This is a genomic window from Pseudanabaena sp. Chao 1811, from assembly GCF_027942295.1.
GTDB lineage: Bacteria > Cyanobacteriota > Cyanobacteriia > Pseudanabaenales > Pseudanabaenaceae > Pseudanabaena.
This window is the reverse complement of the sequence record NZ_CP101416.1, coordinates 3,460,687-3,474,398: the sequence shown is the minus strand read 5'-3', so window position 1 is coordinate 3,474,398 and position 13,712 is coordinate 3,460,687. Positions and strand designations below refer to the sequence as shown.

14 protein-coding genes are annotated in these 13,712 nt (G+C 42.5%); 7 read left to right on the top strand and 7 right to left on the bottom strand.

Annotated elements, in window-relative coordinates; all coding sequences use genetic code 11:
• Positions 1-80: 80 nt before the first annotated feature.
• Together fba and apcB are read right to left on the bottom strand one after the other, a co-directional pair.
• A complete protein-coding gene (gene fba / locus NMG48_RS15890; RefSeq protein WP_271252449.1) occupies positions 81-1,160 on the bottom strand; it encodes a class II fructose-bisphosphate aldolase in 1,080 nt (359 codons plus the stop codon).
• Positions 1,161-1,401: 241 nt separating this feature from the next.
• Entirely contained in the window at positions 1,402-1,902 is a 501-nt protein-coding gene (gene apcB / locus NMG48_RS15885; protein ID WP_126387237.1) for an allophycocyanin subunit beta, read from the bottom strand.
• A 463-nt stretch (positions 1,903-2,365) separates the two neighbouring features.
• Between apcB and NMG48_RS15880 the strand changes: the two genes are divergently transcribed.
• The 3 genes from NMG48_RS15880 (at position 2,366) to NMG48_RS15870 (ending at position 5,083) form a co-directional block, all read left to right on the top strand.
• Positions 2,366-3,574, top strand: a complete 1,209-nt coding sequence (locus NMG48_RS15880) for an FIST signal transduction protein (RefSeq protein ID WP_271252448.1) — start codon at positions 2,366-2,368, stop codon at positions 3,572-3,574.
• A 267-nt stretch (positions 3,575-3,841) separates the two neighbouring features.
• Positions 3,842-4,252: a hypothetical protein gene (locus NMG48_RS15875; protein ID WP_271252447.1), complete on the top strand. Its 411-nt coding sequence runs from the start codon at positions 3,842-3,844 to the stop codon at positions 4,250-4,252.
• A gap of 168 nt (positions 4,253-4,420) precedes the next feature.
• A complete protein-coding gene (locus tag NMG48_RS15870; RefSeq protein ID WP_271252446.1) occupies positions 4,421-5,083 on the top strand; it encodes a restriction endonuclease subunit R in 663 nt (220 codons plus the stop codon).
• 7 nt (positions 5,084-5,090) lie between these two features.
• Here the strand turns inward: NMG48_RS15870 and NMG48_RS15865 are convergent, their stop codons facing one another.
• The 3 genes from NMG48_RS15865 to NMG48_RS15855 all read right to left on the bottom strand — a co-directional run bounded on the left by NMG48_RS15865 (position 5,091) and on the right by NMG48_RS15855 (position 8,149).
• Positions 5,091-5,687, bottom strand: coding sequence for a hypothetical protein (locus NMG48_RS15865; RefSeq protein WP_271252445.1), 597 nt, complete (start codon positions 5,685-5,687; stop codon positions 5,091-5,093).
• A gap of 96 nt (positions 5,688-5,783) precedes the next feature.
• Positions 5,784-7,709, bottom strand: a complete 1,926-nt coding sequence (gene dxs, locus NMG48_RS15860) for a 1-deoxy-D-xylulose-5-phosphate synthase (protein WP_271252444.1) — start codon at positions 7,707-7,709, stop codon at positions 5,784-5,786.
• A gap of 134 nt (positions 7,710-7,843) precedes the next feature.
• Entirely contained in the window at positions 7,844-8,149 is a 306-nt protein-coding gene (locus NMG48_RS15855) for a hypothetical protein (RefSeq protein ID WP_271252443.1), read from the bottom strand.
• A 186-nt stretch (positions 8,150-8,335) separates the two neighbouring features.
• On the opposite strand from NMG48_RS15855, the gene NMG48_RS15850 reads away from it, so the two are divergent.
• Positions 8,336-9,382, top strand: coding sequence for a sensor histidine kinase (locus tag NMG48_RS15850; protein WP_271252442.1), 1,047 nt, complete (start codon positions 8,336-8,338; stop codon positions 9,380-9,382).
• A gap of 19 nt (positions 9,383-9,401) precedes the next feature.
• Here NMG48_RS15850 and NMG48_RS15845 read toward each other — a convergent pair whose 3' ends face one another.
• Complete coding sequence (locus tag NMG48_RS15845; RefSeq protein WP_271252441.1) at positions 9,402-10,049, bottom strand: HEAT repeat domain-containing protein; 648 nt, start codon at positions 10,047-10,049, stop codon at positions 9,402-9,404.
• A gap of 32 nt (positions 10,050-10,081) precedes the next feature.
• Positions 10,082-10,321: a hypothetical protein gene (locus tag NMG48_RS15840; RefSeq protein WP_271252440.1), complete on the bottom strand. Its 240-nt coding sequence runs from the start codon at positions 10,319-10,321 to the stop codon at positions 10,082-10,084.
• Between the two features lie 164 nt (positions 10,322-10,485).
• On the opposite strand from NMG48_RS15840, the gene NMG48_RS15835 reads away from it, so the two are divergent.
• From NMG48_RS15835 to NMG48_RS15825, 3 genes are all read left to right on the top strand, one after another.
• On the top strand, positions 10,486-11,592 hold the full coding sequence (locus NMG48_RS15835; RefSeq protein ID WP_271252439.1) for a metallophosphoesterase family protein: 1,107 nt from the start codon (positions 10,486-10,488) through the stop codon (positions 11,590-11,592).
• 80 nt (positions 11,593-11,672) lie between these two features.
• Positions 11,673-12,944, top strand: a complete 1,272-nt coding sequence (locus NMG48_RS15830; RefSeq protein ID WP_271252438.1) for an ABC transporter substrate-binding protein — start codon at positions 11,673-11,675, stop codon at positions 12,942-12,944.
• Positions 12,945-13,078: 134 nt separating this feature from the next.
• A complete protein-coding gene (locus tag NMG48_RS15825) occupies positions 13,079-13,669 on the top strand; it encodes a phycobiliprotein lyase (protein ID WP_271252437.1) in 591 nt (196 codons plus the stop codon).
• The last annotated feature ends 43 nt before the right edge of the window (positions 13,670-13,712 follow it).

The window sequence follows — 13,712 nt, the reverse complement described above, 5'->3', positions numbered from 1 at the left end:
TTAAAACACAAGGGGCGCAATGCGCCCCTTGTGTCAATAAATTATCAAGCAAGAGTTTAGCTATTGCTGATATTTAGGAATTAAGCGCCAACAACTTGACGACGAACTTGCTTCAATTCGCCCTTAGCATACTTAGGAACGAAGTCGTAAATGCTAACTTGCTTGATCTTGCTAGCTTGACCAGCAGCTTCAAACTGAACATAGCGATCGGCACATACCTTTTGCATGTACTTGATCGATGGCTTCAAGAAATGACGAGGATCGAATTCCTTAGGATTCTTTGTCAAAGCTTCACGAACCGCAGCAGTGATTGCAAGACGGCAGTCGGTATCGATATTAACCTTACGAACACCAGACTTAATACCCTTTTGAATTTCTTCAACAGGTACACCATAGGTTTCAGGAATAGCACCACCGTACTCATTGATCATCGCAAGTAGATCTTCAGGAACTGAAGAAGAACCATGCATGACGAGGTGAGTATTAGGCAAGAGACGGTGAATTTCTTCGATGCGGCTAATTGCCAAGATTTCGCCAGTAGGCTTGCGAGTAAACTTATAAGCACCGTGGCTAGTACCGATCGCAACTGCTAAAGCGTCAACTTGAGTACGCTCTACGAAGTCAGCAGCTTCTTCAGGATCGGTTAAAAGTTGAGAATGATCCAAAGCACCTTCAAAACCATGTCCATCTTCAGCTTCACCTTTACCTGTTTCGAGGGAGCCTAGACATCCTAGTTCGCCTTCGACGCTTGCGCCAAACGCATGGGCGACTTTAACAACTTCAGAGGTAACAGCTACGTTGTACTCATAGCTAGCAGGAGTCTTAGCGTCAGCTTCCAAAGAGCCATCCATCATGACACTGGTAAAGCCATTTTGGATTGCTGAGTAGCAAGTTGCAGGAGCATTACCGTGATCTTGGTGCATCACGATGGGTAGATGGGGATAAGTTTCGGCAGCAGCCAAAATTAAGTGACGTAAGAAATTTTCGCCTGCATAATTGCGCGCGCCACGAGATGCTTGTAGGATTACAGGGCTGTTGGTTTCATTAGCAGCCTGCATGATCGATTGGATCTGCTCCATGTTGTTGACGTTAAATGCAGGAATGCCATATCCATTTTCAGCCGCGTGATCGAGCAGCAGGCGCATTGGTACTAAAGCCATATATAAAATCTCTCCTAGACAAAATCGAGCTTATGCGATTATTAACAATCTTAAATCATTTTGAAGATTAAATAAATCAAAAAAAAGGGCTGTGCTAAGCACAGCCCTTTTTTAATCTAGCGATCGCTATAAGTAGTTGAGCATAATTAAAAACCAGAGTCAAAACCTACGGCGCACGCGCAGCGTGCGCCGTAGGTTTTTGGGTTTTATATTTAATTGCGCCGAGGTACTTTAGAGAAATCTATAGATTGTTTTCGCCCAATTCACTAGCCATATATTCAAAAGGTGCGCCGAGCCAGTCAGCACTTTCACCTACTAAATCAAAAACTAGCTCTTTTAGGATTTGGATACCACGGACAGTAGGTCCAATGGCTACGCCCAGAGAGCTGTAGGTATCACGTAAACCTTGTAATACTCTTTCGTCGAGAACATCATTGTTACCAGCAACTAGAGCATAGGAGGCATAGCGCAAGTAATAGTCCAAGTCACGCAAACAAGCGGCAAAACGGCGGGTGGTATAAGCGTTGCCACCGGGACGAATGAGGTCGGGGACTTCTTCAAATAATTGTGAGCCAGCCTTGCGGACAATCGATGCAGCATTAGCGGTGATCGCAGCAGAAGCAGATAGACGAGCATTGCCTGTAGCAAAGTAAGACTTGAGGGTATCCAAGGCATCGCGATCAAAATATTTACCAGTAGCATCGTATGTACTGATCAGGCTAGTGATTGCATCCTGTGGCATATAGTTTTCTCCGTTGATTTAGCTGTAATAAATGTATCTGTAAATGTATTTGTAAAGTTTGTAAACTATATATAACTTAAACTTAATAACTTGTCCTTTGGGCAGTTATACCAATTCACAAAAGTGTAGTCACACTTTCGTGAACTAAAATCAAACCCAGTAAGGGTTTTAAAACCGCAAAATAGCTACGCCATTTTGTGTTTTGGTATTACCGAAGCTATTTTACTGTGGTTTCAGCGTCTCACCAAATCTTGGTTTACCAAACGCCACATTAGTCAACATTACCAGAAAGTCGATTCGGGGCGAAATTCTAAGAATTGCAGCAATGCTGTAGGAAATGTAGGAATGTTCTCACTGCAAGGTAAGCTTAGATACTAAGCTAGATATAGACGGTTTTACGGAAACCTTTTCGAGCAATTTATAAGGAAATGTCTGGAAATGAACTTGATTTGGGGCTAGGTGTATGAAGTGGGTAACTAGTCTTTCGACAAAAATATCTTTGGAAGCTGCGGTGCAAGACCTATCTCAGCAAGTATTGATAGCGCTTGGAGACAAATCGCTTGATTTAGGTTTTTTATTTGTATCCACTGCCTTTGCCAGTGACTATCCACGTTTGTTACCGCTACTTGCCGATAAATTACCAATCAAAAAATTAGTTGGTTGTTCGGGGGGTGGCATTGTCGGTAATGGGCGCGAGTTTGAAGATAAACCTGCGATCGCCTTGCTAGTGGGACATTTACCAAATACTGAAGCTAAAGTATTTCACTTAAATGATAATGATTTACCTGACTTAGATAGCTCTCCTGATCGTTGGGAAAAGTTAACCGAAGTCTCACCATCTCTTGCCCCTAGTTTTGTCTTAGTTGGCGACCCTTTTTCATTTCCCATTAACGATTTAATCCAAGGGCTAGATTTTGCCTATCCCAATGCGGTGAAAGTCGGTGGCTTGGCTAGCAGTGGAGGCATGGGAGCTAATGCCTTGTTCTGCTTCCACGAGCAGCACAAATATAAGCTTTACCGCACAGGCTTGCTTGGTGTAGCGCTATGGGGTGATGTGACAATTGATCCCGTAGTTGCTCAGGGATGTCGTCCCATTGGCAAGATCATGCAAGTTTCTGAGTGTGAGCGGAATTTGATTTTAGGACTAGAGGGTAAGCCACCCTTATCTTTACTACAAGATACCGTTGGTGATTTGAGCCAAAGCGATCGCGAATTGGCTCAGCATTCATTATTCATCGGCGTAGTAATGAATGAGTTTAAGGCAAATCCATCACAGGGAGATTTCTTAATCCGCAATATTATTGGTGTCGATCCACGTTCTGGAGCGATCGCAGTTGGCGATCGGATGCGTCCGGGTCAGAGAATTCAGCTTCATTTACGCGATGGGAAAGCCTCAGCAGAGGATCTAGAAGAAGCACTGACCAATTATATGAATCAGTTAAGTTTAGAGGCTCCTAATGTAACACCCACTGCCGCGCTAATGTTTTCCTGTATGGGTCGTGGTGAGCGTCTCTATGGCAAGCCCAATTTTGATTCAGAATTATTGCAAAAACATATTGGATTAGTTCCCTTTAGTGGCTTTTTCTGTTCAGGAGAAATTGGTCCCGTCAGTGGCACAACATTTCTACATGGTTATACCTCAGTCTTTGGTATTGTCAGACCTAAAAGCTAATCAAATAGGACTTACGCAAATCTAATCATTGAGTAATCGCAAACAAAAAGAGCGCTTTGCGCTCTTTTTGTTTGCGATTAGTTACAAATACTCATGGGCTGAGATCACCATGCTACGGTATATAGGTTATCGGGTTATGTCCCTACCGAAGGCAGGGACATAACCCGATACTTCACTAGATTGAACAGTGCTATATGCAGTTTTAACAATGGATTCACTCATCTATATTTTGAGAAATCCTTGAGGGAATAGATAAGGATTAATTGAATGTTTGATTTGCATTGCTTAAGTAGTGTTGTGGGAGATTTTTCGCGATCGCATTGTGTAGCTATTTGTGCATTCCTCGTACCCGCTAACTTAATCGCCACCTCACAAACAATTTTATTGACGATCTTGAAGCGATCGCCTGTTGAGATTTTCACAATTAGCGCTAGTGCGATTATTTACGCATTACTCATGATTGCCCATGTAATTAGCTGGTACATCGTCGGCGTAGTCATGGCTCCCACGTTTATTTTGATGTTTTTAGGAATTATCTGTTTAGCAGTTAATCTCACCGCGATTTGGCTAAAAGTTAAGCAGATTGAAATTGATTATTTAGGGATTTTAGTCAAGTTCCTTCAGAGATTTATGCAGATTGAAAAATTATCTAACGTTGTCCTTAATTCATTACAGTAGCTAGAAGAATTAGCGGTAGTCCTAAAAAGGAAAGAATTTATTGTGGTAAGGATGGTCGGCACGAAGCACCGTCCATCCTTACCTATTTAGCACTACCGAATTAGCATTGCTAATTCTATTTTGAGTTTTGAATTGATATAATTCAGATTAAGTATTTTGGCAAAAATAATGACTGTCCTTAACGCCAGCACCTTGACTTTAGATCAGGTTTATCATTACCTGAAATTTCAAAAGCTATCCTATAGCTCTTTTAAATCGTTACTTCAGTTAGAACCATTGTCTGAATTTGAGATTGCTGAACTTACTCAAATTCGGAATGATTTTGAAAATTATTTGACAGATGGAAAAGTCTTAGAAGGCATGGTCAAGGCACTATCAATTTTGCCATTGTTAAGATTAGCAGGCTTTTATCGTGCGCCAATCAAGATGCAGATGGAGCAGGAAATAGATCGGATTAATATTGAAGATGAGGATATAAGTATTACGGGACGATTAGATCTCATCTGTGTTAATAAAGATCGCCCAAAAATGAATGACATTGCCTTTTGGGTTTTAGCGATCGAATCGAAGAATACGAGTATCAGCGCTTCGGAAGGATTGCCTCAGCTCTTGACCTATGCCTATAAAAGTTTAGAAAATCAAAAAACTGTATGGGGTTTAACCACCAATGGTGTGTACTACGAGTTTGTGTATATCCAACAAAGTGTTGATCAAGACTCCTACTCCACTTATCAGCCATTACCATCGTTGCATTTAATGGAACCTGAGTCTTCTGAAAAACTATTGCAAGTCTTAAAAGCAATTTGCAAAGTTCAAAATGGTCTTCTTTAGAAAAAGTCTATGCAAATGGCAGCATTAAGATACCAAGAATCTTATCAACATTACCGATAAAATATTCAGGTTGGTCAATATACGCAATATTATCTTTGAGTATCAGAAAGCGCCATAAACTGCCTGTGGTAACTGCACCGTAAATGCGATCGCATGGTTGCCCATGACGTTGATTAAAGATTTGGGCAGCAAACATTTCTGCTATACATTGACCTAAACCACTGCGAATACTTTCATTTTTGGCTTCAGCGATCGCAATTACAGGAGCCGTAATGTCTATCTGTTCCGATGACTTGCTCAAAATAAAATCACAAAAGCCCTGCAATCCGAGCGAGACATCAACATTAAACTCAGTTCCAGAAAATAAGCTAACCGATGGTTGCAATTGCGCTCTCACTTCTCCTAAAACTGGCGCGATCAAAAATTCTGAGCGTACTTTCTCAGTATTGACTAAAGTTACAAAGGATTCTGCACGTTTCAAAGTTTCGCGAAGATAATCAGATGGTGTTACTGGCTCAACTTCTGCAAATAAACTTTCACCTTCCTTGATCAATAAACCTAGGTCTTCTTTAACTCGCGCTAATGTAAAGTCACTGTAAGCCATGATGAATTGTCTTTTCCTTGATATAAAAAATTATAGACAAGGAGATTAATCTCCTTGTCTATACAATCGAAGTCTGGCTAGACAAATTTTGTAGACTTAACTAGCACTTGCCGCAGTTTGCTTGTTAAAGGCAAACTGATTGAGAATGCGATCGCAAATTTGTCCGCTAGACATACCAAGAGAATTAAAGGACTGCTCTGGAGAAGCATGTTCCACGAGAATATCGGGAACCCCGATGCGGTAAACGGGAGCCAATACATTCGCATCATTCATTGCTTCTAGAACCGCACTACCAAATCCACCCATCAAGCAACCTTCTTCAAGGGTGACTACCTTACCGATTTTCTGAGCAAGGGGCAGAATTAGCTCAGTATCTAGGGGCTTCGCAAAGCGGGCATTCACCACAGTGGCGCTAACTCCATGCTCATTGAGAAGTTCCGCAACTTGCAAGGAAGGATAAACCATTGAGCCATAGGCGAGGAGCAGTACATCCTTACCTTCACGCAAAACTTCCGCCTTGCCGATTGGTAATGGCTCGATATCCTCATCTTGCAATGGTGCGCCCACGCCATTACCGCGAGGATAACGCATGGCGATCGCCCCATTGTGAGTTAAGCCCGTAACGATCATGCTTTGCATTTCGGCTTCGTCCTTGGGAGCCATCAGCACCATATTGGGAATGCAGCGCAGATAGGAAATGTCATACATTCCTTGGTGCGTAGGTCCATCGGCTCCGACAATACCTGCGCGATCGAGGCAGAAGAAGACGGGCAAATTCTGGATACAGACATCATGGATGATCTGATCGTAGGCGCGTTGGAGGAAGGTGGAATAAATTGCGGCAACGGGGCGCATTCCTTCGCAAGCCATACCTGCGGCTACAGTAACAGCATGTTGTTCCGCAATGCCAACATCAATAAACTGATTGGGCAATGCGGCTTGGAATTTGTCTAAACCTGTACCAGTCGACATGGCGGCGGTAATGGCAACGATACGCTTGTCATGCTCAGCAAGTTTAATCAGCGTATCCGCAAAAACCTTGGAATAGCTGGGAGGTTTGGGTTTGCCACTGGAAGCCGAGGGTTTTGCTTTACCTGTAGCAAGGTCAAAGGAATTTTGAGCATGGTAGCCAACGCGATCAGCTTCTGCATAGCTGTAACCCTTGCCCTTAGTGGTGCTAACGTGAACCATCACGGGACCTGTGAGCGTATGCGCCATCTTGAAGGTATCGATCAGTTCCTTGAGATTGTGACCATCGACGGGACCAATGTAAGTAAAGCCAAGTTCTTCAAATACGGCTCCGACTTTGTTTTGTACCATTGTCACAATCTTGAGATTGTCCTTAATTCTTTCAATCTCAGGGCTGATCTGTTCGCCCACAAAGGGAATATTGCGGATTTGTCCTTCAAGATTGTTGGTGATGAATTTCATCGGTGGGCTGAGGCGCATTTTATTCAGGTACTTAGGAATTGCGCCCACATTGGGGGAAATCGACATTTCATTGTCATTGAGGACAACTAATAAATTCGTTTTGGGAAGATGTCCTGCATGGTTGATGGCTTCTAGCGCCATGCCACCTGTCAAGGAGCCATCACCGATAATCGCTACAGTTTTATAATTATCACCTTGCAAATCACGGGCGATCGCCATACCCAAAGCCGCCGAAATACTAGTCGATGCGTGGCCTGCCCCGAAGTGATCAAATTCACTTTCGCGACGGTTGAGATAACCTGCAATCCCATCCTTTTGGCGCAAAGTATGGAAATTTTTGTAGCGTCCTGTGATCAATTTATGGGGATAGGCTTGATGCCCCACATCCCACACCACCTTGTCGCGATCCAAATCAAGGGTTTGGTATAAAGCTAGGGTTAGCTCGACTACGCCTAGCCCCGGACCAAGGTGTCCGCCTGTAGCGGCGATCGTTTCTAAATGTTTTTGCCGAATTTCCTTTGCGATAGATTCCAATTGCGAGATCGTCAAACCATGTAACTGGTTAGGGTGGGTAACTTCACTTAACCGCATATATACTTATTTTTATAAAATAACTTCCTTTAGTTTAACTGAAGCGCACCCCACAAACGTTCATCGCGATCGCAGTTCTTAAAACCTAGTAATAAAAAAGAGGTGCTAAGCACCTCTTTTTTGATTATTTTTTATTACTTTGAGAATAGTGACAAAACCACTTGGCGGCATCCCATACAGTCACAGCCAAGTTTACTAATGGCAAGATCACCTATGCGATCGCTGGTTAGAATATTGGTACGATCATTGCGATCGCTAAGGGATTGATTGTTTGACTCAGTAGTTGTTTTGGTAATTACAACTGATTCTGCATAGGTATCTGGCTCTTTGTTTGTACTGGAGCTAATGCTATTGGTATTTGCGAAGGCAGGATTCCCTGACACTAAAAATGTTGCCAATACAGCAGGGCTGCTTAAAAGAGCTAAGGACGATTTTTTCATAGAGCAAAGGAATGTCTGATCACATTCATGAATTGCTACAGATACTAGCATCAACTCATCAGAGAGTTATACTGAGATTTACATAGTTTTTACTTTCCCATGCTCTCCGCGAGTCCCGACCTTATAGCCCTAGCCCGATCACAAATTATTTTACTGACCCAAAGTTTGGGGGCAGTCGCTAGCGCTATGTATATCACTGAAAATGTCGCCGATGGTATGCCACCCAATTTGATCGAAGTTGCTGTGTTTCCTGAGGAGGGGGCGATCGCTTTACCTGAGACTTTTACGACTGAGGCTTTGCCAACTTTATCGATGGGGACTGGTGGTTTAGTCAGACAACGTCGCTTTATTTTGCCCTTAATTTATGAAGAGGCAATTTTAGGTTTTTTGATGACGGGACGGGAAGATCGGGACTGGTTCGATTATGAACAATCTCAAATTCAGCAAATCGCCAATACTTTAGCGATCGCCTGTGCGCTTGATCGCCGCAATCAATGGTTAGCAGCTAATCAACAGCGCAATTACGAAGAACAAAGTAACTTTTTAGCCTCACTGCTGCATCAACTCCGCAATCCTCTCACCGCAATTCGCACCTTTGCCCAGCTATTATCTCGGCGAATTGTTGCTGATGATCCTAATCAAAAGTTTGTAACGGGAATTTTGCGCGAAACTCAGCATATTCAAGACTTGCTCAGTGAAGCTGATCGCCCTGCGCCCCTCTTACTATCGGAAGCCGAACATGAAAAAGCGCTCTTACCTGCGGCAACAATGGAGCTAACCGAGATTGATCTGAGTGAAATTTTGGATGGAATTACAAACTTTGCCAGTGCGATCGCTCAAGAACGGAATATTCAGTTTCTATCAAATATCCCTTCCCATTTACCCAAAGTTTTAGGTAACGAGTCTGCTCTCAGAGAAGCGATCGGAAATCTTGCTGAGAATGCTCTCAAATATACTCCCAAGGGTGGCTATGTGTTATTAGGTGCAGACGTCAAGCCTGACACGGTTTATATCTATGTCCAAGATACGGGTGTAGGCATTCCAGATGCAGATTTGCCGCGCTTATTTGAACGTAATTTCCGTGGTAGACAAGCGGAAGGTGAGATTGCAGGTACAGGATTAGGACTAGCGATCGCTAATGAGTTAGTCCAAAAAATGGAAGGTAGTATCCATGTGATCAGTCAAGTGGGTAAGGGAAGCACTTTTGCGGTGACACTCAAGCGATCACTATAGAATTTAGGCTTATATTGAGTTAATGTAGCAAGCTTTCTAAAGCAGTTGAAACAGCTTCACGGACATTTTGATTTTTCTCTTTTTTAAGAAGTGTTTGTAATGGATGAATAGCATCATCACAGCCTAAATCACCTAACTCATCAGCAGCATTTTCTCGCACAATTGGATCACTATCATTTAAAGACCTTAATAGAATCGGTAAAGCTTGTTCTGGATAGAGCGTAGCAAAATATCTTAAAACACTACCACGTACAAAAGGAGATGGATGATTTAGAAGCGATAAAACACGAATATTATATTTTTTCGCTTTTTGGTAACATAACCCATCGATCACTTCAGCGACAATATTGGGACGAAAATCTTCTAAATACCCTTCTAATAAACCGATAATCTCTGCCTTTTTACGGGGTGACTTAACTTGAGATAAGGCGAATAGAATAGCTCTAACTCTTGCTTGATTCAATAAATCTAAAGGATTATCACGAGATTGTTGATCATAAAATGGAAGTACTTGTTCTAAGTATAACCAGCCTTCACTTCCCTGTTGAAACAAGCGATCAGCAATGTCCTGATAGTAAGCGTCCGCATAGGCTTCTCCATCGGTTGGTTCTGATGTAAATAGGGATGTAAGCTTGGTTAAATTATTGGTTTCAAGTGTAATAATCATCTCTAAGTCCCTATAGTTTGGAAAAGATGGCGTTATAGCTCTCTAAATAGATTCTCTAATTCACTCAGAGTCAGATCTTTATATTCTGTGGGAAATTCTCTATATAATTTAGCTGGTAAATTACTAGATTTAATAGATCCTGAATCTATCATATCATCCAACTCTTTTTGTCTTTGGATACTTATATTTGCTTGGTACTTTTTGGTGAGCCGTTTGTATTGTTTGAGTATTTTGATTGCTTTACCTATTTTGCGCTTTTCATCATCTTTCATAGTGCATTGTATTTTAAGTATTTATTTAGGTCCAAACCTCAATCAACAAATGGTACAACTCAATAAATAGTAGGGCGAAATAGAATTATGGCGCTAGAAAACCGATCACACTATACTAGCTATAGCCTATAATCAAAAAGTAATTATTTATGGTTTGGATCTAGGTGGCACTTAAGTTTAAATTTGCGATCGCCTCGGATTTGCACATTGCATTGCCCCACACGATTTGGCAACATCCTGCGCGATTTCATCTTGTTGAGTACAGCATTCCCGCATTTGAAGAGGTGCTGTCCCATCTGGCTACCCTAGACTTAGATTTTTTACTATTACCTGGGGATCTCACTCAGCATGGCGAACCTGAAAACCACCAATGGCTAGCGGAGCGCCTTGCAAAGCTTCCCTATCCTGTCTACGTCATCGCAGGAAACCATGATGTACCAAGGGTCGAAACCTTCGATCAGTTTACGCCGCACTATACAAAGTTTGGATTCAACGAAGGCATTAGCGAACCCAACAAACTCTATTACGAATGTGAAGTATTGCCTAATGTAAGGCTAATTGGATTGAATTCTAATCGCTTTGATGAGGAAGGTCAGCAGATTGGCTGGATTGATGAGGAACAGTTAGAGTGGTTGCAGACTGTTCTCGATCGCCAAGATTACGAATTGAACTTGGTGACGATTCATCATAATGTGCTGGAACATATGCATGATCAGTCACGCAATGCCCTCGGAAAGCGCTATATGCTGGGTAATACGCAGCAATTATGCGAAATTTTGCATCGAGCTAATGTGAAGATGGTTTTCACAGGACATCTCCACGTGCAGGATATTGCCTATAGCGATCGCTATGATCTCTACGACATTACTACTGGCTCCCTAGTCAGCTATCCTCATCCCTATCGTGTCCTGAATTATATTTCCGATGATTTAGGCGATCGCTTAGAAGTAGAATCCTTCCGTGTGAAATCAATTCCTGAACAGGCTGATTTCTTGCATTTCTCGCGGGAATGGATGGGCAATCATTCGCATCCCTTTGTGTTGCGACTACTGACGCATCCACCTCTCAATTTGCCTCTAGAGGTCGCTGAGAAGCTTACCCCTGACCTACGTTACTTTTGGGCATATATCGCTGATGGTGATGCTGATTTCCATTTTCCCCATTTCCCCAAAGTGGCTCAGGAATATTTTGAAGCCTTTAGCGATGTGCCTCCTAAAGATAATAATGTGACGCTAAATCTCAAGCGATCGCTTACCATGAGATCAACTTAATCACTAATTGAGGGGTGTTTTGCGCTTCTCAATTAATGATTAAAATATGTCTGCTTATTTTGATATATCACCTAATTCCCATGCAAAATCTCAATCGTCGTAAGTTTATTGGATTCTCTACTCTATTTTTACTTGGAGCCTGTGGAGCGCAGACTACGCAATCTACAAGCACTTCAGGTAAAAGTAAAATTGTCTTTTGGACAATGCAATTAAAGCCGCAATTTGATAAATACATGACGGACTTAATTGCTGCCTTTGTCAAAGAGAACCCAACGGCGGAAGTGGAATGGGTGGATGTACCTTGGGGCGAAATGGAAACTAAGATTTTGAGTTCTGTAGCGGCTAAAACGGCTCCTGACGTGGTAAATCTCAATCCTCAGTTTGCATCAAAACTAGCGGAGAAGAAGGCGTTAGTAGATATGGCGGCAACCATTTCTGAAACTGATAAATCGAGCTATTTCCCAAATATATGGAAAGCAAATCAATTGGATACCGCTACCTTTGGCTTGCCTTGGTATGTAGCCACAGATATCACCATTTACAATCGTTCTCTTTTTGAGAAGGCAGGTTTAGATCCCGCAAAGCCTCCTAAAACTTTTGAGGAACTTACTAAGGTTTCGGAACAGATCAAGGCGAAAACTGGTAAATATGCCTTCCTCTTAACAATGGATGGTGGTCAAGTTCTCGAAGCAATGGTACAAATGGGCATGAAGTTGCTCGATGCCAATGGCAAGGCTGCCTTTAATGATGCGGCAGGGAAAGCAGCCTTTGACTATTGGGTAAATCTATTTGAGAAGCAATTGATTCCCCGTGAAATTTTGACGGAAAGCCATCGTAAAGCGATCGAACTTTATCAATCGGGTGAGTTAGCGATTTTATTGACTGGTCCCCAGTTTTTAAAAACAGTAGCCCTGAATGCGCCAGAGGTCGCCAAAGTCACCGATGTGGGCGCACAAATTACTGGCTCAACTGGCAAAAAGAGTGCAGCGGTGATGAATGTTGCCGTACCAGCGACATCCTCAAATCAAGCCCTTGCAGTCAAGTTTGCCCTCTATCTAACTAATGCAGAAAATCAACTTACCTTTTCCAAAATTGAAAATTCTTTGCCATCAACAATTAAGAGTGTGAGCGATCGCTATTTTACGGAAGCTCCTAAAGATGCACCATTACTCGATCGCGCCAGAGTCATTAGCGCCTCACAACTATCGCAATCTGAAGTCTTGATTCCCCCAGCCAAGGATATTGAGAAATTGCGGAAGATTATCTATGAGGAGTTGCAATTGGCGATGCTCAAGGAAAAGCCTAGCGACAAAGCGATCGCCTCGGCTGCCGAACGTTGGAACTCTTTATAACACTTCAAAACCCAAAAGATGAGTTGCGGCGCTTCGCGCCGCAACTCATCTTTTGGGTTTTATGTCCTAAGCAAAGCTTTCATTGCTATACCATAGGAATAATTAGATTTTTGATTTATTTTTGATTGAGTAACATGAACGCATTAGAATTTTTTCAAAAGAGCGCAGGCAAATGGCGATCGCAACGTACGACCCATCACCTTGCCTTCCGTCGTGCTGAGAGAGGTGGCTCCGAAATTTTGGTTAATCCCTTAAATGCCGACGATCCTAAGGTCATCGAAATTTGCCAAATGCACGAAATTGAACCCACTAATGCGATCGGTGGAGCCTATGTGAAATGGGATGGCACGATGGCATGGGATAAAGATGATGGGGAAACCCACTCAGGGGAAACAGTATTTGCCCTTGTCCCAGATGATGAGACAGGTCGCAAAGGCAAGTTGTTACGGGAAGTGGGCTATGCGGAAGTCATGCCTGTAATTGGTCGTTACGAAATTGATGACGAAGAAGCTCTAGTGCTCATCACTGATTATCCATCGATGAGTTCCTATGAGCGTTTTTGGTTCCCTGCACCAAATGTAAGGGTAAGGGCTAGCACGGTGCAACGTTTCGGCGGATTTAGTCAAGCGACTTTCTGCACTGAACAACTGATGAATGAAGATAAAGTTGAGGCTGTAGCAAGTGATAATTCTCAACCAGCGATCGCTTCGGTTTTTGGTTGGTAACTAGTCAAGCATCAGTAAACTCAAAACCCATATTATTGAAACG